16 protein-coding genes are annotated in these 17,504 nt (G+C 60.1%); 10 read left to right on the top strand and 6 right to left on the bottom strand.

The window, feature by feature from the left end:
* The first annotated feature begins 53 nt into the window (after positions 1 to 53).
* Complete coding sequence (locus KF885_10400; GenBank protein ID MBX3049569.1) at positions 54 to 2,162, top strand: nuclear transport factor 2 family protein; 2,109 nt, start codon at positions 54 to 56, stop codon at positions 2,160 to 2,162.
* A gap of 81 nt (positions 2,163 to 2,243) precedes the next feature.
* Complete coding sequence (locus KF885_10395; GenBank protein MBX3049568.1) at positions 2,244 to 2,615, top strand: hypothetical protein; 372 nt, start codon at positions 2,244 to 2,246, stop codon at positions 2,613 to 2,615.
* Positions 2,616 to 2,642: 27 nt separating this feature from the next.
* Here KF885_10395 and KF885_10390 read toward each other — a convergent pair whose 3' ends face one another.
* From KF885_10390 to KF885_10380, 3 genes are read right to left on the bottom strand one after another with little or no spacing between them, the layout of a single operon-like run.
* Positions 2,643 to 3,467, bottom strand: coding sequence for a DUF1684 domain-containing protein (locus KF885_10390; GenBank protein MBX3049567.1), 825 nt, complete (start codon positions 3,465 to 3,467; stop codon positions 2,643 to 2,645).
* Positions 3,467 to 4,591 carry a hypothetical protein gene (locus tag KF885_10385; protein ID MBX3049566.1) on the bottom strand — a complete coding sequence of 375 codons (1,125 nt, stop codon included), beginning with the start codon at positions 4,589 to 4,591 and terminating at the stop codon, positions 3,467 to 3,469. The genes KF885_10390 and KF885_10385 overlap by 1 nt, the downstream gene beginning before the upstream one ends.
* Before the next feature lie 26 nt (positions 4,592 to 4,617).
* A complete protein-coding gene (locus tag KF885_10380) occupies positions 4,618 to 5,991 on the bottom strand; it encodes a tryptophanase (protein MBX3049565.1) in 1,374 nt (457 codons plus the stop codon).
* A 47-nt stretch (positions 5,992 to 6,038) separates the two neighbouring features.
* Here KF885_10380 and KF885_10375 point away from each other — a divergent pair, with 47 nt between their 5' ends.
* The 3 genes from KF885_10375 to KF885_10365 all read left to right on the top strand — a co-directional run bounded on the left by KF885_10375 (position 6,039) and on the right by KF885_10365 (position 7,789).
* Complete coding sequence (locus KF885_10375) at positions 6,039 to 6,677, top strand: MBL fold metallo-hydrolase (protein ID MBX3049564.1); 639 nt, start codon at positions 6,039 to 6,041, stop codon at positions 6,675 to 6,677.
* 1 nt (position 6,678) lies between these two features.
* Entirely contained in the window at positions 6,679 to 7,188 is a 510-nt protein-coding gene (locus tag KF885_10370) for a DinB family protein (GenBank protein MBX3049563.1), read from the top strand.
* Between the two features lie 139 nt (positions 7,189 to 7,327).
* A complete protein-coding gene (locus tag KF885_10365) occupies positions 7,328 to 7,789 on the top strand; it encodes a hypothetical protein (protein MBX3049562.1) in 462 nt (153 codons plus the stop codon).
* A 126-nt stretch (positions 7,790 to 7,915) separates the two neighbouring features.
* Here KF885_10365 and rny read toward each other — a convergent pair whose 3' ends face one another.
* The 3 genes from rny to recA all read right to left on the bottom strand — a co-directional run bounded on the left by rny (position 7,916) and on the right by recA (position 11,344).
* On the bottom strand, positions 7,916 to 9,439 hold the full coding sequence (gene rny, locus KF885_10360) for a ribonuclease Y (protein ID MBX3049561.1): 1,524 nt from the start codon (positions 9,437 to 9,439) through the stop codon (positions 7,916 to 7,918).
* A 17-nt stretch (positions 9,440 to 9,456) separates the two neighbouring features.
* Positions 9,457 to 10,083 (bottom strand): RecX family transcriptional regulator, encoded by a 627-nt coding sequence (locus tag KF885_10355; protein MBX3049560.1) that lies wholly within the window; start codon positions 10,081 to 10,083, stop codon positions 9,457 to 9,459.
* Between the two features lie 235 nt (positions 10,084 to 10,318).
* Entirely contained in the window at positions 10,319 to 11,344 is a 1,026-nt protein-coding gene (recA, locus tag KF885_10350) for a recombinase RecA (protein MBX3049559.1), read from the bottom strand.
* Between the two features lie 228 nt (positions 11,345 to 11,572).
* Between recA and KF885_10345 the strand changes: the two genes are divergently transcribed.
* From KF885_10345 to KF885_10325, 5 genes are read left to right on the top strand one after another with little or no spacing between them, the layout of a single operon-like run.
* Complete coding sequence (locus tag KF885_10345; GenBank protein ID MBX3049558.1) at positions 11,573 to 13,876, top strand: NADP-dependent malic enzyme; 2,304 nt, start codon at positions 11,573 to 11,575, stop codon at positions 13,874 to 13,876.
* Between the two features lie 9 nt (positions 13,877 to 13,885).
* The gene (locus KF885_10340) at positions 13,886 to 14,380 is read left to right on the top strand and encodes a low molecular weight phosphotyrosine protein phosphatase (protein MBX3049557.1); all 495 of its coding nucleotides are present in this window, start codon (positions 13,886 to 13,888) and stop codon (positions 14,378 to 14,380) included.
* Positions 14,377 to 15,231 carry a fructosamine kinase family protein gene (locus KF885_10335; GenBank protein MBX3049556.1) on the top strand — a complete coding sequence of 285 codons (855 nt, stop codon included), beginning with the start codon at positions 14,377 to 14,379 and terminating at the stop codon, positions 15,229 to 15,231. Before KF885_10340 ends, KF885_10335 begins: the two co-directional genes overlap by 4 nt.
* A 19-nt stretch (positions 15,232 to 15,250) precedes the next feature.
* Positions 15,251 to 16,426, top strand: coding sequence for a GNAT family N-acetyltransferase (locus KF885_10330; protein ID MBX3049555.1), 1,176 nt, complete (start codon positions 15,251 to 15,253; stop codon positions 16,424 to 16,426).
* On the top strand, positions 16,423 to 17,490 hold the full coding sequence (locus tag KF885_10325) for a polysaccharide deacetylase family protein (GenBank protein ID MBX3049554.1): 1,068 nt from the start codon (positions 16,423 to 16,425) through the stop codon (positions 17,488 to 17,490). Before KF885_10330 ends, KF885_10325 begins: the two co-directional genes overlap by 4 nt.
* The last annotated feature ends 14 nt before the right edge of the window (positions 17,491 to 17,504 follow it).

Genomic DNA, 17,504 nt, shown 5'->3' with positions numbered 1-17,504 from the left:
GTGCCATCGCTTTCAACCACTCCCTAGCGACCTGGCATGATCTGGAGGCTGTAATGGCTATAACTGGCAAAGGCATGTACATTTGGAAGGTCCGTGACGTCTACGGCGGCGATGTGGTCAAGATCGCCGACCGCGCCAAGGCGGATGGGCTTACCCACGTGGTGATCAAGATTGCTGATGGGCAGTATCGCTACAACATTACCAATGGCGTAGATATGGGCGCGGCCCTGGTGCCGCTGTTGAAAGCACGCGGCATCAAGGCCTGGGGCTGGCAGTATGTCTACGGCAGGGATGCAGAGGCCGAGGCGCGCACGGCGGCCACGCTAACCAAGCAGCTGGGTCTGGCCGGTTTCGTCGTGAATGCCGAGCATGAGTTCAAGGCGGCGGGCATGACCAACGTGGCCAAGAAGTACATGCAGCGCTTGAAGCAGGAACTGCCCAATACGCCGGTGGCGCTGATCAGCTATCGTTTCCCCACACTGCACGCGCCATTTCCGTTCAAGACCTTTTTGGATTTTTGTGATTTCAATATGCCTGGCGTGTACTGGCAGGGCGCCACCAATGCGGCCCAGCAGCTGCGGCGCTGCGTGCAGGAGTATCGCGCCCTGAAGCCCAATATGACCATTGTGCCCTGCGGCTCTGCTTATGGTGAGCAGGGCTGGCGCGCCAAACCGGCGGAGATCACCGAGTTCCTCAATGAAGCGCGTGCCATGGGCTTGCCGGGAGCCAATTTCTGGGAGTGGAGCAACGCGCTGCTGGATGGGGGCAAGTTGTACGCGGCCGTGCAGGCCTTTCAGTGGGGCGGGGTGAACCCCCAGCCTGAGCCGCAACCCGAGCCTCAGCCGGAACCGCAGCCGCAACCTGAACCTCAACCGCAACCTGAACCTCAACCGCAACCTGAACCCAGCTCCAAGACGATCTATATTCGTTTGAAGCATGACAAGCAGTGGATGACCGACCCGGTCACCGGCAAGCGCGTTCGCTCCCGCATGGAGCGCTCGGACTGGAACGCGGCCTTTTCGCTGGACAGCTACCCGGCTGTGGTAGCCCATTGGACCAACCCCAACGGTGGCGACGGCGCCTATGCTTATTCGCGTGCCTGGGCGCAATTCCTGCGGGCTTCCAACCCGCAGCAGTACACGCATTTGGAGCGCATTGCGGCCGGCCTGTTCAACCCACGCAACAACCAGAGCCCTTTCCCTGCCAACCTGGCCAATTACAACGGCGATACTGTGGCCGAGGCAATTGGCGCCACGGGCAACGTGTATGAGGTTGTGGAGGAGAAGTCCGGATCAGTGCGCCTGCGCTTGGTGGATTTCCAATCCGCCCCGCCGGCGCCTGCCCAACTGAACTACGAAGACACTCCCTGGCTGGTGAGTGCGTTCACCGCGGTGGGCAAAGATGGCAGCCTGCTCAAGACGACCGGCCGGGACCTGGTGTTCCCCAACCTGGGCCGCCCGGGCGCCGGTTGGGTCCCCAAGGAGCGCGTGGAGTTCTTCCCGGCATTGCCGTTCAAGGCCACCGTGGTGATTTCTGACCGGCTGAATGTGCGCAAGGCGCCCGGCACGCACAACCCGATTGTGGACCGCATGACCAAGGGACAGACCGCCACGGTCACCGAGTATCGCCCGCAGGGTTCCAGCGTGTGGGGCAAGATTGGCGAGGGCCGCTGGATCGCGCTGGTTTACACCACCACGCGCGGACCGGAGTACTACACCAACTGGAAGATGGAAACCGCACCGCCCATCCCATTGGTGGACGCCCGTCCGTATCTGAAGCCCATGCTGTCTCCCGAACAGCAGCAGGCCCTGCCGGCACCCAACGGGGGCGTTGTGGACCAGTACTTTGCCGCCTTGAACAAAGCCAATGCCAACCAGGCAGCCGCCTTGTACAGCAGCACCAGCAAGCTGGTGGCTGAGGAGCGTGCTTTCAGCGGCACCAAGGCGATCGCCAATTGGTACATTCGCTTGTTCAACAACAAGCTGCCCGGCGCCACCTTTACCCCCACCAAGGTGACTCAGAACGGCAACTTCTACAACATCGAATGGACTGCACAAGGAAAGAAGAGCAAGGTGCTCAATGGCAAGGACATGATCCGGGTGAGCGATAGCGGACCCCGGGTGATCAACTACCACTATACTGAGTTCAAAGTCGTTAGATAAAAGATGAGTACTTCAAAAAAACAGGCTGCCAATCGGCAGCCTGTTTTTTTTTTGCGATCTCGCCTGAAGTAAAATCTGCTCATGGAAACCACTTTTGCTTATTTGGCTGTTTTGATCCTGGCTGGGCTGGCCGTTTTTCAACTCCTGCTGGTTGTCGGGCGCCCTTTAGGGCGCTTTGCCTGGGGCGGCCAGCACGAAGTGCTGCCAGCCAATCTGCGTGCAGGCAGTTTAATCTCGATCGGGCTGTATGCTTTGTTCGCCCTGGTGATATTGGCACAGGTCGGTCTGGTCTCACCCGGGTTTGACCTGCCTGGTTGGGCGATTTGGGCGCTGGCCGCCTACTTCACTCTGGGTGTGCTGATGAATGCAATCTCTCGCAGCAAGCCTGAGCGCAATCTGATGACCCCGATAGCCTTGCTCTTGGCGCTGGTTTGTTGGTTCTTGGTGCTCTAGTTTATAACAACCGGCGGCTTTATCTACTTAGTGCGCTGTCGCTTGCTCGCCCGCTTCGATGGGGATGGGCAGGATGTTTTGCGGCACGGGCAGGGGACAAGTGGCAAATTCTGTGAAGGCGCAGGGTGGACTGTAGGCATAGTTGAAGTCGAGGATGACTGTATCGCCCGCAGGCTGCTCACTGATCAGGAAACGCCCAGCGCCGTAAGTGGTTTTGCCGGCAGTGGTATCCCTAAACATGAGGTTATAGCGCCCATCCTGCATCTGTTCCGCGTCCAGGCGATGGGTTTTGCCATCGATCTCGAAGGCCAGGGTGGCTTGCATATGGGCGGTGTATTCACCACCGGTGATTTGCACAATTTGTACGGGTTTGGGTGGTTGGTAGAGTTCCACCCGGGCCAGCAAGCGCAGCTCCGGCGCGGGCGGATACCAGATGCAGCCAGGAAAGTTGAGCCGGGTGGGGTGCTGCGGGTCCCATAGGCGGGCCGCCAGGCGCCCGGCGCGCTCGATGACTACCAGGCGCAGGTCGTCCAAATACAGCAGGTCAGGCTGGCCGCCAGAGTCATCGCGCAGCGCGGCGCTGCGGCCGCTGAGCGGCGGTTGCTCCCCCAGCCGCCAGGCGACGCCTGGGGCGGGTTCCAGTTCCGCTGCGCCGTTCTGCAAGTGCAGCACGCCAGCCAGGCTGGGAAAGCGCGGCGGCAGCTGTACGCGACTGTCGGGGGCACTGCCCACGGAGTTGGCGCCGTCCTCCAGCCAGCCCAAACCCGCCAGGGCCAGCCAGCTGTACTCGCCGCGCAAGCTGGCTTCACGCTGCGTGCGCCAAGCAAGGAGGTCGTTGAAGTGATCTTTCACTAAGACTTCCTTAGGATGCTTAAATACCAATCGTATACTTTTAGAAGATCTTTTACTTGGTTTTCGCTGAGTGTTGCAATATGAATGCTAGGATATTTTTCTATTTCGTCGTCTGTGAAATTTTTTCCAGTTGCTTCTGTTATCCGGTCAGCGAAGTCTCTTCTGCTTTCCTGCGTGATAAGCTCCGTGACTTCTTTGGCATACCTGCCAAACAGAATTTCTAAGTACGTAATCTCTGAAGCCCAAATACGAAATATGGGGAGAGTCCTATTGTCGCGTTCATCGAATAGAGTAAATGTCGGTGTTCTTTTCCCCTTGCCCCAGATAACTTTTACCTTGTTTTGTAACGCCCAATTGTAGAGATTGCGAATCAGATTCAGTTCCCTCTCGTTGTTTCGCTCCTCTAATGTCGAAAAGAAGCTTTCTTCATCCCACTGTTTACTGTTGCCTGATTTTCGGATTTCTGAAATCATTGTTTGCCCGACTAGCTCGGGTACGAGTGATTTGACACCTCCACCTGAAAATTGCCTTATTTCTATTCCCAGAACTTCAGCGGGGTCCATTTGTTCATTAAGAAATTCTATAATCCTTTTCAGTTCCTTCTGGATCTCATCTGCGACGAAGAGCATCCTTATCTTGCCAGCAAGAAGGTTGGTTTTCACGGCGTTCCAGAATTCCTCTGGGCTAGTACTTTCTTCCAAGAAGTTTTGTAGCACTTGCCCAGGATCTGCTCCTAGACTTCCCGCAGTTTTTTCGAATTCAGTTTGGATGCGTTCAATTGGCCAATGGATGATTGCATTTGCAGCATAGTCGAGCATTTGAGCGACGACTTCTCTTCGAGAGCGAGTATCTGTTGCCCGTTTGACTTCAACAAGAGTCGGGATTCCCTTTAAGTCTAGGAACAGGTGGTCCAAAGACCATCTGTTCATGCTTTGGTCGTCGGGGACTCCCATTTCCCGTTTAACTAAAAGCCATCTAGTTGGTTTTCCTTCGTCATTGTCCATGCGCAGCAAATTGGGGTACTCGGCCAAAAGTCTCTGCAAAAGGTCTTCTGATTCGTAGCCCTCTTCGTTCAATTCAATTAGAGAACCATCGTTATTGATTAGGAAAATGCTCTTGCTCATGCACTTGATTCCTCTTCCGTGGAAGGTCAAATCTCAATTTCAAATTGGGCGGTAAAGTGGCGCAGCAGTTCCGGCGCGTAGGTCATTTTGACGGCCTTGATCTGTTTGGCATTGGCTTTGATTTCAGCCAGGGTGTCGGCGACGTAGTCTAAATGGCTCTGCGTGTAGGTGCGGCGAGGGATGGCCATGCGCACCACTTCCAGGGCTGGGAAGTCCCATTGCCCATCTTTGAACTGGCCAAAGGCGACCGTGCCCAGCTCCACGGCGCGGATGCCGCCTTCCAGGTACATGGCGATAGAGAGTGCCTGGCCGGGCAATTCTTCGCGGCTGAGATGCGACAGCAGCTCAGCCGCGTTCAGGTAGACGGCGTGGGCGCCCGGCGGCTCCACGATCGGCACGCCCGCTTCACGCAGGCGGGCGCAGAGATACTCGGACTGCGACAGGCGGTAGGCCAGGTAGTCTTCCTGCAGGGCCTCGTAGAAGCCGGTAGCCAGCGCGTCCAAGTCGCGACCGGCCAGACCACCGTAGGTGGGGAAACCTTCGCGCAAGATCAATTCGGCTTTGACGCGCTCGAAGAGCGCGCTGTCGTTGAGCGCCAGAAAGCCGCCAATATTGACCATGCCGTCTTTTTTGGCACTCATCGTGGCGCCGTCTGCCAGGGAGAACATCTCCTGGGCGATCTGCAGCGGGCTTTTGTCCGCATAGCCCGGCTCACGCAGTTTGATGAAGTAGGCATTCTCCGCAAAGCGGCAGGCGTCAATGAAGAAGGGGATCTGGTACTTGCGATAGATCTCCGAAACGCCGCGCAGGTTGGCCATCGAAACCGGCTGGCCGCCGCCGGCGTTGTTGGTAATGGTGATCATGCCGAAGGGGATGTTTTCCACGCCGGTGGCCTGGATCCAAGCTTCGAGCGCTTCCAGATCCATGTTGCCTTTGAAGTCGGCGTGCGCCAGCGGATCGTAAGCCATCTGATTGACCAGATTGTTGGGCAGGCCGCCGCGAGCGCGAATATTGCCCTCGGTGGTATCAAAATGCATGTTGGAGGGCACGGCCTGCCCGGGTTTGAGCAGCACCGCGCACAGGATATTTTCGGCAGCCCGGCCCTGGTGCGTGGGCACAAAATGCTTGAAGCCAAAGATCTCATCCATGGCGGCCTTGAGCCGGTAGTAGGAACGTGAGCCGGCATAGGCCTCATCACCGGTCATCATGGCGGCCCATTGCTCCTGGCTCATTGCCCCTGTGCCGGAATCGGTCATCAGGTCAATATAGACATCTTCTGAACGCAAACCGAAAACGTTGTAGCCCGCTTCCTGCAGGGCGCGTTGGCGCGCGGCCCTGTCAATCAGGCGGATAGGCTCCATCATTTTGATGCGAAAGGGCTCAGGGATGTATTTGGGCATGCAAGCTCCTACGGGGTTGTTTGACCATCAAAGTATAATCCCACCTGATGTCTCTGGAAATTGTGCAGTTCACGCTTGGCCCGGCGCAGACCAATGCCTTTTTGGTGGCGGCCGCCGGCAGCCGCGAAGCAGTGGCGATCGACCCATCCTGGGACGGCCACGTCATTTTGGACGCGGCGCGCCAGCGCGGCTGGCGAGTGACCACGATCTGGCTGACGCATGCCCACTGGGACCACTTCGGCGGGGCGGCGGCGTTGGCAGACGGCAGTGACCCGCCGCCGCCCGTGGCCCTGCACCCGGCAGATTATGTGCTGTGGCGGGCCGGGGGCGGGGCGTCGAAGTTTGGCTTGCAGTTCGACCCCGGTCCTGAGCCCACGGTGGATCTGGCGCACGGCCAGACGCTGTATATCGGTGACGTGGAGGTGCAGGTGCGCTTTGCCCCGGGACACACCCGCGGGCACGTCATGTTTTATGTGCCCAGCCAGGCGCTGATGTTCAGTGGCGATGTCATTTTTCAGATGAGTGTGGGGCGTACCGATCTGCCCGGGGCGGACCATGCCACTTTGCTGGAAAGTATCCGCCGGGAGGTGCTGAGCCTGCCGGATGATGTGCGTCTTTTGCCCGGCCACGGGCCAAGCACGACCGTGGGCCAGGAAAGAGAATTCAATCCCTTTTTACAGGAGTGACATGGCTACTGCACTGCGCGATCAACTAATCACTTTGTACGATTTTACTTGCTGGGCTCGCACGATCGTTCTGGACCGGGCGGCCGCACTGAGCACGGAGCAGCTGGAACAGGACAGCCGTTTCCCGATGGGCTCGCTGAAGGAAACTTTGGTTCACGCGTTTTCGGCAGAGTGGGCCTATCGTAAACGCCTGGTGGGGGAGGCGGTCACGGCCGGCCTAAAGGCAGAGGATTTCGCCGATGCGATCGCCCTGCGAGATGCGTGGCAGGAGGAAGAGGGGTTGATGCGAACGTATTTGGCTGGTGTGGATGATGAGACCCTGGCCGGTTCGGTAAGCTATACCACTTCGCGCGGCGAGGAGATTACGCGCGTGCGGCGTGATTTCCTGTACCAGCTGTTGTTTCACAGCGCCCAGCACCGCTCAGAGGCGGCCCAGATGCTGACCGAGTTTGACCAGTCGCCTGGTGATCTGGACTACGCGCTGTATGTGCGAGAGAAGCTCGCCAGCTAACCGACTTTAGCTTTGTAAGCAGAACGGCAGCCGCGAGGCTGCCTTTTTGTTCGCAAGTTCACATGTGATATTTTTCACAATATTGTGATATAATGCACATGTAAGTCGCTTTGGTTCGCCTTAGGGAAAGGAGCGTGAGATGTTCGTTTTCTACGTATTCCTGGTTAGCTGCTTTGGGTTGGCAATCTTTTACTTGCCGGCCATGTTGGGGATTGGTGGTCTTGCGGCGGTTCTGGAAGGCTCCAGTTATTCCTGGCAATTGAATGAGACGGTAGGCTCCCTCAGCCTGGCGGCGGTGGCCGGGGTGATCTGGTGGGTACATTGGCGCATGCTGCTGAGCCGGCGTGCGGCGGACGGGCACAACCTGGCGTATTTCCAAATGTTCCTGGCCAGCAGTCTGCTGGTGATCGGCCTGCTGGTGCACGGCACCAATACGCTCAGTTCGGCCGCCCGCTTGTTGCTGCAGCTGGGTGAGGGGCAGGCGTGGGCATTGGCCTCCGCCTTTGCCAATCTGGCGGTCACAGCCGCGCTTTGGCTGTATCACCTGCGCAGCTTCCGCCAGGAGGCGCAAGCCGGCGCCACCCGCAAGCGCAAGAGCTAGCGGGTACTGCTGAGGCGGTAAAAATGCCACCTCAGCGTTGGCAGTTTGGGGCGAACTGAGCAAAAGAAAGAGGCAGCCATTTGGCTGCCTCTTTGGATGCAGATTGCTTGGCCGCGTTGGCTTTTGTTATTTGGCGAAGTCGACGGCGCGAGTTTCACGCAGCACGGTGACTTTGATCTGACCGGGGTACTGCATGGTCTCCTCGATCTGCTTGGCGATGTCGCGAGACATGCGGGTGGCTTCCAGGTCGTCCACCACTTCCGGCTTGACGAATATGCGCACTTCACGCCCGGCCTGCAGCGCGTAGCTCTGCTCGACGCCCTTGTAAGAATTGGCGATGTCTTCGAGGGCCTTGATGCGCTTGATGTACTGCTCCAGGCTTTCGCGGCGGGCGCCGGGGCGGGCGCCGGAGATGGCATCGGCGGACTCGACGATGGCGGCTTCCACGCTCTCTTGCTCCACTTCGTGGTGGTGGGCAGCGATAGCGTTGACCACCACGGGGTTGATGCCGTAGCGGCGCACGAATTCGGCGCCGATGGCGGCATGCGTGCCTTCCACATTGTGGTCCATGGCCTTGCCCAAGTCATGCAGCAGGCCGCCGACTTTGGCGATCTCCACGTTGGCGCCCAGCTCGGAAGCGATCACCGCCGCAATGCGTGAGGTTTCCACGGCATGGTGCAACTGGTTTTGCCCATAGGAGGTGCGGAACTGCAAGCGGCCCAGCATCTTGACGATCTCGCGGTGCAGGTTGGGGATGCCAGCGTCAAAGACGGCTTGCTCGCCAGCTTCGATGATGGCCTTCTCTACATCATCCTGTTCTTTCTTCAAGGTCTTTTCAATGCTGGCGGGGTGAATGCGGCCGTCGGTGACCAGCTTGGCCAGGGCGCGCTTGGCCACCTCGCGGCGTACCGGGTCAAAGCTGGAGATGGTGACGGCTTCTGGGGTGTCGTCCACCACTACGTCCACACCGGCGGCCTGCTCGAAGGAGCGGATGTTGCGGCCGTTGCGGCCGATGATGCGGCCCTTCATTTCATCCGAGGGCAGGGTCACCACCGAAGTGGTGGTTTCCGAGACGTGTTCGCTGGCGACGCGCTGGATGGCCAGGGAGATAATGTTGCGGGCTTTCTTTTCGCCCTCTTCCTTGGCTTCGTTCTCGATGGCGCGGATGACCCGGGCCATGTCGCCGCGTGACTCGCGTTCGACCTCATCCATCAGCACTTTGCGGGCGTCTTCACGTGTCATGGAAGAGACGGATTCGAGTTTTTGCACGATCTCTTGACGCTGCTTTTCGATCTCGTTGGTTTTGTTGTCCAGAGCGGACTGGCGCTTGTTCAAGGTCTGGTCGCGTTCTTCCAGCCGCTCGGTGCGTTTGTCCAGTTCCGTGCGGCGCTGACGCAGGCGATCATCCTCGCGGCTGAGGTCCTTGCGCTTGCGGTCAATATCCGCCTCGGCGCGCTGCCTGGTCTCCAGAGCTTCGTTCTTGGCGGTTACCTGAATGACCTTGGCTTCTTCCTTGGCATCCTGAACGATGCGGTCGGCTTCCTCTTTCAGGCGGCGCTTGGCGCCTTCCACTTGCAGGTGCTTTGCGACAAAGCCAAGAATGGCTCCCACCACACCCGCTCCGATCAAAAAGAGTTGACTGTTTTCCATAGAACTTTCCTTGTATGTTAGTGAGTTGCTTGCAGCTCTTGCCAGACTGCCTGGCAAGCTTCGGCCGCGCTGTGGTAGTCAAAGCCGCGGCGGCCCAAATGGGCGGATAATTTCGTGCGGAAGGCCTGCCAATCAAGGCGGGCCAGTTGGTGCGCCTTACGCCGAGCGGCCTGCAGAGCCAGCTGGCTTTCATCCAGGCCTTCCAGGGCTTCAGCGATCAGGTCTTCTGCGACGCCTTTCTGGCGCAGTTCCAAGCGTATCAGGCGGGCGGCGCGCGGGTGCAGCTCAACCCGGTCCGCCACCCAGCGCCGGGCAAAGTCGGCGTCGTCCAGCAGGCCGCCTTCTTCCAGGCGGGCGATGATGCCGGCTGCCAGCTCTGCTGAGGTCTGCTGCTCCCTCAGCCGGCGTTCCACCTCGGCGCGTGAGCGCGGGCGATAGCTGATAAACAGCAAGGCGCGTTGGAAAGCCTTCTCGGCTGCATCATTGTTTTGCAGAGAGGCGATCTTTTGCGCATCCAGCTCCTGGCCTACCTTAAGCCAGGCAGCCACGATCTTGGCCAGGGGAAAGGCGTATTCGCCGTCCAGGTACAGGTTGACCCGCTGCGGATTGCGCTTCTGTTGTTTGATCGCCGTAATTGTCGCCATGTTAATCAAAAGCAGCCGTACTCCGCTGTGTGCGGCTACGGCTGCTGCGCATTAACTCACTTGGATAGGCGAGGCCTAACCTATGGTCAGACGGAGGCGAAAGCTGCGCTCCTGACGGGCACAAGACCTCGCAAAAACCCTTAGTAATCTCGTTTCAGTGTCCTGCAAGCAGGACGTTCCAAGTGTAGTGTGCTCGCAGCAGGCGGCGCAGCCGTGGTTCTGTGCTGCAGCCGAGTTATTCCTGAGGATCATCCTCATCCAGACCCAGGTTCATCATCGATTGAGCCTGGGTGCGCACTTGCGCTTCAATTTCGGCCGCCATTTCTGCGTTGTCACGCAAGAATGCTTTCGCATTCTCACGCCCCTGTCCCAAGCGCTCTTCCTTATATTGGTAGAAAGACCCGCGCTTGGCAATGATGTCCAACTGTGTCGCCAAGTCCAGCAGGTCACCAGACCGGGAGATACCTTCATTATACATGATATCAAATTCGGCCGTCCGGAAGGGGGCCGAGACCTTATTCTTGACAATGCGCACGCGGGTGCGGTTGCCCACAATTTCCTGGCCTTCTTTGATGGACTGCACGCGGCGCACGTCCATGCGCACCGAGGCGTAGAACTTGAGCGCCATGCCGCCGGTGGTGGTTTCGGGGTTGCCGAACATGACGCCGATCTTCTGGCGCAGCTGGTTGGTGAACACCACCGCCGTGTTGGTCTGCTTGATGGCGCCGGAGAGCTTGCGCAGCGCTTGCGACATCAGCCGCGCCTGCATGCCCATGGTGGCATCGCCCATGTCGCCTTCGATCTCGGAACGCGGCACCAGGGCCGCCACCGAGTCGATCACCACCAGGTCCACCGCGCCGGAGCGCACCAGCGCTTCGGCAATCTCGAGAGCTTGCTCGCCAGTGTCCGGTTGGGAGACCAGCAGCTTTTCCACATCCACACCGCAGCGGGCGGCGTAGCTGGGGTCGAGAGCATGTTCCATGTCGATGAAGGCGGCCGTGCCGCCGCGCTTCTGCACCTCGGCCACGATGTGCTGGCAGATGGTGGTCTTGCCGGCGGATTCCGGGCCGTAGATCTCGGTTACCCGGCCGCGCGGGATGCCGCCGACGCCCAAGGCAATATCGAGCGATAGGGCGCCGGTGGGGATGCTCTCAACCACCATCTGGGTCGATTCGCCCAGGCGCATGATCGAGCCTTCTCCATAACGCTTGGTGATTTGGCTTAAAGCCTGTTCAAGGGCGTGTTTTTTGTCGTCTGCCATGTGAGTTGAGTAAGGTAGTTCGGATTTGGTTGCAAGTAAGTATGAAGTAAAACTGGCATTGTTGCCAGCGGAATGAGCAGTGTACCATGTGCGCATTTTGATGGCTTGCGGAATGGCGCGCGTCCCATAAATTCAGTTCAAACGACCCCTTTGAATTGCGCGCAAGGCTACTACAATAGGTGCACGTTTTCCCCTGCATAGTGGTTGTTGTAGCGACTGGAGTTATTTGTGGACAATCTGCGTAAAGAAGCCCTGGAGTACCATCATTTAGACAACAAACCCGGCAAGATCTCCATTCTGCCCACCAAACCGCTGGACACCCAGCGCGACCTGGGCCTGGCGTATACCCCCGGCGTCGCTGAACCGGTGTTGGAGATCGCCCGAGATCCGGATGCCGCCTACCAGTACACCAGCAAGGGCAACCTGGTGGCGGTGGTCTCCAATGGCACGGCCATTTTGGGCCTGGGCAATAAAGGCCCGCTGGCCTCCAAACCGGTGATGGAAGGCAAAGGGGTGCTCTTCAAGAAATTTGCTGATATTGATGTCTTTGATATTGAGATCAACGCCAAGACCGTGGAAGAGATCATCCAGGTCGTCAGCGCCATCGCGCCCACCTTTGGCGGCATCAACCTGGAGGACATCAAATCCCCGGAATGCTTCGAAGTGGAGCGCCGGTTGGAAGAGGCGCTGGATATCCCCGTCTTTCACGATGACCAGCACGGCACGGCGATCATCTCCGGCGCCGGCCTGCTGAACGCTCTGGAACTGGTGGGCAAGGACATCGCCAAGACGCGCATCGTCGTCTCCGGCGCCGGCGCCTCGGCCATCTCCTGCGCGCGCATGGCGGTGCTGTTGGGCGCCAAGCGCGAGAACATTTTGCTGGTGGACAGCCGCGGCGTGGTGCACAGCGGACGTGACGACATCAACCAATACAAACGTGAGTTCATGGCGAAGACGGATGCCCGCAGCCTGGCCGATGCGGTCAAGGATGCGGATGTTTTCTACGGCCTTTCGGTGGCCGACGTGCTCAAGCCGGAAATGGTCAAGACCATGGCCAAGCAGCCGTTGATCTTTGCCATGGCCAACCCTGACCCTGAGATCCGCTACGAAGTGGCCAAAGCGGCCCGCCCGGACGCCATCGTGGCCACCGGACGCTCGGACTATCCCAACCAGATCAATAACGTGCTGGGTTTCCCCTTCATCTTCCGCGGCGCGCTGGATGTGCGCGCCACGCATATCAACGAGGATATGAAGGTGGCGGCGGCCAAATCGCTGGCCGCCCTGGCAAAGGAAGACGTGCCTGATTCGGTGCTGCGCGCCTACGGCGTAGGCTCGCTCAAGTTTGGGCCGGACTACATCATCCCCACGCCGTTTGACCCGCGCGTGCTGCTATGGGAGGCGCCGGCTGTGGCCGAAGCGGCCATGCGCAGCGGAGTGGCGCGTATTCAGGTCGATATTGAAAAGTACCGCGACGATCTGGCGGCGCGCCAGGGCCGCGGCCAGCAGGTGCGCCAGTACTTCATGAACCGGGCCAAACAGCTGCCCAAGCTGATGCGCGTGGTCTTCCCCGAGGGTGAGGACAGCAAGGTGTTGCGCGCCGCGGCTCAGCTGGAGCAGGAGGGCATTGCCCACCCGATCCTTATCGCCCGGCCGGAAGTGCTGGCCGAAGAGCTGCAGCAGCTGGGCCTGCGTTACGAGCCGGAGGTGGTGGACATCCGCAACTTTGAGCGCATGCCGGAATACACAGAAGACTTGTACCAGCTGCGCCAGCGCCGGGGCGGCACCCTGGCCAATGCTGAAAAGCAGATGCGTGACCGCAATGTGTTCGGCGCCATGATGGTCAAACTGGGTGATGCGGATGCGATGGTTTCCGGGCGCACCTTCGAATACCCCGAAGTGATCCGTCCGGCGCTGCAGGTGCACCACACCGCTCCGGACGTCAACCTGGTGTGCGGCGTGTACATCATGATCGTCGAACAGCGCGTCTATCTCTTCACAGACGCCACGGTCAACATTGACCCCGACAAACATGCCTTGGCGGACATCGCCATCCTGGCCGCTGATTTTGCCCAGAAGATCGGTTTGGAGCCGCGCGTGGCGATGCTGTCGTTCTCCAACTTCGGCAGCACGCCGCACCCTTCCTCGTCCAAGGTGCGTGATGCGGTGGAGCTGGTGCGCCAGCGCCGTCCGGATCTGCTGGTGGACGGCGAGATGCAGGCCGACACCGCCGTGGTGGCGGAGATCGTTGATCAGCGTTATCCCTTCAGCCGGGTGCAAAATGCCAATGTGCTGGTCTTCCCTTCGTTGGAGGCGGCCAACATCAGCTACAAGCTGCTCAACCGGCTGGGCAAGGCCCAGACGATTGGCCCGATCTTGTTGGGGCTGGGCGCGCCGATCCAGGTGCTGCAGACCGGCGACGAAGTGCGCGACATCGTCAATATGGCGGCTGTGGCGGCTTTGGACGCAGCTGCCTATCAGGAGGCTGACGCACCGAAGAAGGCTGCCGCCAAGCCCAAGGCAAGCAAGCGATAGAATTGTCTTATGACTGAACCGACGCGCGTCTTGTTTGTTTGTCTTGGCAATATCATTCGCAGCCCTTTGGGGGCGCGCTTGTTTGAGCACAAGGCCGCCGAAGCGGGGCTGGCTGAGAAGTACGCGGTTGATTCGGCCGGCACAGGCGACTGGCATGTGGGCGAGCCGCCGGATGAGCGCATGGTGCGCACCGCCGCCCGCCGCGGCTTTCACTACACCGACCGCGCCCGCCAGGTGAAAGCGGCCGACCTGGACAGCTTTGACCTGATCATCGCCATGGACCCGCAGAACAAGCTCAACCTGGAAGCCCTGGCCCAGAATACGGAGCAGCGCGCCAAAATTCGGCTAATGCGCGAGTTTGACCCGCAAGCCGGCGGAGACATGACCGTGCCGGATCCCTGGTATGCCGGCCCGAATGGTTTTGACGACGCCTATGACATCATCGAGCGCAGCGTGGAACAGCTGTTGGCCGAGCTGGAAGCGGGCCGCCTGACCCCGGCGTGATCCCGCTGGCTGTGGCCGACTGGCTGGCGCAAGCCGGCCATGGGGAGCTGCACAGCCGCCAACCAGTCGGCGGTGGCTGCATCAATCACGGCGCCCGGCTGCGTATGGCCGACGGGACCGGCTATTTCCTGAAGACCAATGCATCCGCCCCAGCGGATATGTTTGCCCGTGAGGCCGAGGGGTTGGCGGCCCTGAGCGGGATGTGCAGTCCGCTGCGGATCCCGCAGGTTTTCTTGTGCGGCGCGGATTTCCTGCTGCTGGAGGACCTGGCGCCTGCCGAGCAAGCTCCGGATTACTGGCAGACGTTGGGCCGCCAACTGGCGGCGCTGCACAGCCAACCCCATACGCACTTTGGCTTTGAACACGACAACTACCTGGGCACAACGCCCCAGCCCAACCCCTGGACGGCCGACGGCCACGACTTTTTCGCCCAGCACCGCCTGCTGTACCAGGCGCGCTTGGCGCGCGAGGCTGGACGGCTGGCGGCAGCCGATGTGATGGCTGTGGAGCGCTTGGCGCAGCGCCTGCCGCAGCTGCTGCCCGCCCAACCTGCCGTGTTAATCCACGGCGACCTGTGGGCGGGCAACGCCATCAGCGATGCGCAGGGCCAGCCGGCGCTGATCGACCCCGCGGCTCATTACGGCTGGGCCGAGGCGGAACTGGGCATGACCGTACTGTTTGGCGGTTTTCCGTCGGCTTTTTATGCGGCCTACGCAGAAGCTGCCAACTTGGCGCCGGGCTGGCGTGAGCGCCTGCCGATCTACAACCTCTATCATCTGCTCAATCACCTCAATCTGTTTGGGAGCGGCTATCTGGCCCAAGTGCAGGGCGTGCTGCGCCGCTTTGCCTAAGGCTGGTATCATCCGCCCTATGGTTTTGGAAGGCATTTCCATTGAGCACATCCGCCTGGCTGAACTGCCAGACTTGGCGGCGCGCCTGGTGAGCAATGCCGCTCCCGGGGCTTTTATCCCCATCACCATTCATCGCGCCCAGGCGCACAGCCAAAATCCGCATGCCCAGCCGGACGATGTGGTGCTGTTGCTGGCCAAAGCCGGCGATGCGCCGGTGGGGTACTTTGGCTTGATGGCCGTCATGCTGCAGGTGGGCGGCCGGCTGGCGCGGGTCCATTGGCTGACCACCTGGGGTGTGGCCCCCGGCTATCTGGGCCGCGGCCTGGGTTCTGCCCTGATGCAGGCCGCCTTGGATCTGGATGTAGATCTGGCCATCGTCGGCAGCGCTCCGGCGCGGCGCGTCTCCGCCAAGTTCGGCTTTGTCGAGGCCCAGCCGCTCGAGTATGTCCAGCTGGATCTGGGCGGTTGGGCGGCGTACAACCCGGTCACGCTGGCTTTGCGTCTGCTGCGTAAGCTGCTGTCCTTTTTGGATGTGCGTTGGTCAGTGGAAAAGACCGAGCCGCGCATCAATCGTTTCTTCGAGAGATTGCTTAAGCCGTTTTTACGGCCCTGGCTCAACCGCAGATTGGGCCGCCGGCTGTCGCCTGCCGCCGGCGCGCTGCGCATGCAGCCCATCCAGACAGTCCCCGGCTTTGCTTTGCCTGCCGAGCACACCGGCTTTGTGCGCAGCCAGGCGGTGGTGAACTGGATGCTGGCACACCCATGGGTGGCGCCGGCCGGGCAGTCCGCCAGCGAGGACTTGAATTATGGCTTTACCGACAGCCGCGCGGAGTTCGTGCAGAGTGCCTGGGCGTTGAGCGGCCCCGGCGGCGAGGAGTGGGGCTTTGCCTGCTTTCAAAGCTCCCGGCTGCGCGGCCGCAAGATCTTGAAAGTGCTGGATCATCACCTGGCGCCTGGCGCGCCGGCTGACCTGCTGGCGGCAGCCGCTGTGCAGTTGGCTGCGCGCCAGCAGACTGACCTGATCGAGGGTCCGGCTGGGCTGGCAAAACCCTTTGTGAGCGGCCGGCTCCCCTGGCTGCTGCAACGCAAGCAGCGCACCCTGCAGCTGCACCCGCACAAGCCGGGCAGTCCGCTGGACCAGGCTCTGCCAAAGCTGACGCAGACGTTTTGCGATGGAGATATGGCCTTTACATGAAGAAGACCGTCGGCAAATTGGCCAAAGCCGTGCGCATGGCCATTCCTTTGGGACTCTATCCTTACCTGGTCCGGCGTGATGTGGTGGGCGTCTTCTATCACGCCGTTTCAGACCAGCGCTTGCCGCACATCCAGCACCTCTATCCACCGGAACGGGTGGAGCGCTTCGAGGCGGCTTTGCGCTATATCAAAAAGCACTATCACCCTGTCACGGATGAGCAGATCGAAGCGCATCGCCTGCATGGGCGCAGCCTGCCGCGGGGCGCGCTGCACCTTTCCTTTGATGACGGCTTTGCGGAGTGCTTCACGGTCGCCCGGCCTTTGCTGCTGCAGCATGGCATTCCCTGTACTTTTTACGTCACCAGCAACTGGCTGGACAACCAGAGTATGTTCTATCGCAACAAGGCCTCGCTGTGCGTGGAAGCCATCCGCCAGCTGGCCCCGGACACGGTCAAGATGGTGGTGACCAGCATCAACAATGCCATGGACACGCGCCTGACTGACGCCGCCAGCTTCAGCGCCTGGGTGATGAGCCTGGGCGGAGTGGACGAGCCCGTGATCGATATGGCGGCACGCATGCTGGGGATCGATATGGCGGAATATTTGCGCGACCGCCAGCCGTATATGACCCGCGCCCAGGTGCAACAGTTGCACAGCGACGGCTTCACGGTTGGCGCCCACACCCGGCGGCACATCAAGATCGCGCAGCTTGCGCCGCAGGAAGCCGAAGCTGAGATCGTCGGTTCTGCGCAAGATGTGCAGCAGATCACCGGCACGCAGCGGGTGCACTTCTCCTTCCCCTACTCGGCGACAGGGGTGGGGCGGGACTGGCTGGCTGATCTGCGCAGCCGCCATCCGTTCCTGGGATTGTTCTTTGACACGCGGGACTTGCAGCTGGATGAGCCTTTTATGGTGAACCGCATTTGGGCGGAAAAAGCCCCCTATCGCGCTACGGGCGCACAAACCAACCTGCCGGACTTGCTGCATGCTGCCTATCGCGCCGAAGCTTATAAAGCCATGCAGGGCCAGGCTGCAGATGCCGAGCCTGCCATTGAGCCCGGATAACGACTCGGTATAAT

It is taken from the genome of Anaerolineales bacterium (assembly GCA_019637805.1).
Taxonomy (GTDB): Bacteria; Chloroflexota; Anaerolineae; order Anaerolineales; family UBA11579; genus JAMCZK01.
The sequence above is the reverse complement of the archived record's forward strand: the minus strand, read 5'-3'. Positions and strand labels throughout refer to the sequence as shown.

Bases quoted from the DNA above. Each gene is read 5' to 3' on its own strand.
- KF885_10370 (MBX3049563.1), top strand. From the start codon at position 6,679: ATGGCTACTGCACTGCGCGATCAACTAATCACTTTGTACGATTTTACT.
- KF885_10400 (MBX3049569.1), top strand. From the start codon at position 54: ATGGCTATAACTGGCAAAGGCATGTACATTTGGAAGGTCCGTGACGTC.
- KF885_10365 (MBX3049562.1), top strand. From the start codon at position 7,328: ATGTTCGTTTTCTACGTATTCCTGGTTAGCTGCTTTGGGTTGGCAATC.
- KF885_10380 (MBX3049565.1), bottom strand. From the start codon at position 5,991: ATGCCCAAATACATCCCTGAGCCCTTTCGCATCAAAATGATGGAGCCT.
- KF885_10340 (MBX3049557.1), top strand. From the start codon at position 13,886: ATGACTGAACCGACGCGCGTCTTGTTTGTTTGTCTTGGCAATATCATT.
- KF885_10395 (MBX3049568.1), top strand. From the start codon at position 2,244: ATGGAAACCACTTTTGCTTATTTGGCTGTTTTGATCCTGGCTGGGCTG.
- rny (MBX3049561.1), bottom strand. From the start codon at position 9,439: ATGGAAAACAGTCAACTCTTTTTGATCGGAGCGGGTGTGGTGGGAGCC.
- KF885_10375 (MBX3049564.1), top strand. From the start codon at position 6,039: ATGTCTCTGGAAATTGTGCAGTTCACGCTTGGCCCGGCGCAGACCAAT.
- KF885_10385 (MBX3049566.1), bottom strand. From the start codon at position 4,591: ATGAGCAAGAGCATTTTCCTAATCAATAACGATGGTTCTCTAATTGAA.
- KF885_10355 (MBX3049560.1), bottom strand. From the start codon at position 10,083: ATGGCGACAATTACGGCGATCAAACAACAGAAGCGCAATCCGCAGCGG.
- recA (MBX3049559.1), bottom strand. From the start codon at position 11,344: ATGGCAGACGACAAAAAACACGCCCTTGAACAGGCTTTAAGCCAAATC.
- KF885_10330 (MBX3049555.1), top strand. From the start codon at position 15,251: ATGGTTTTGGAAGGCATTTCCATTGAGCACATCCGCCTGGCTGAACTG.
- KF885_10325 (MBX3049554.1), top strand. From the start codon at position 16,423: ATGAAGAAGACCGTCGGCAAATTGGCCAAAGCCGTGCGCATGGCCATT.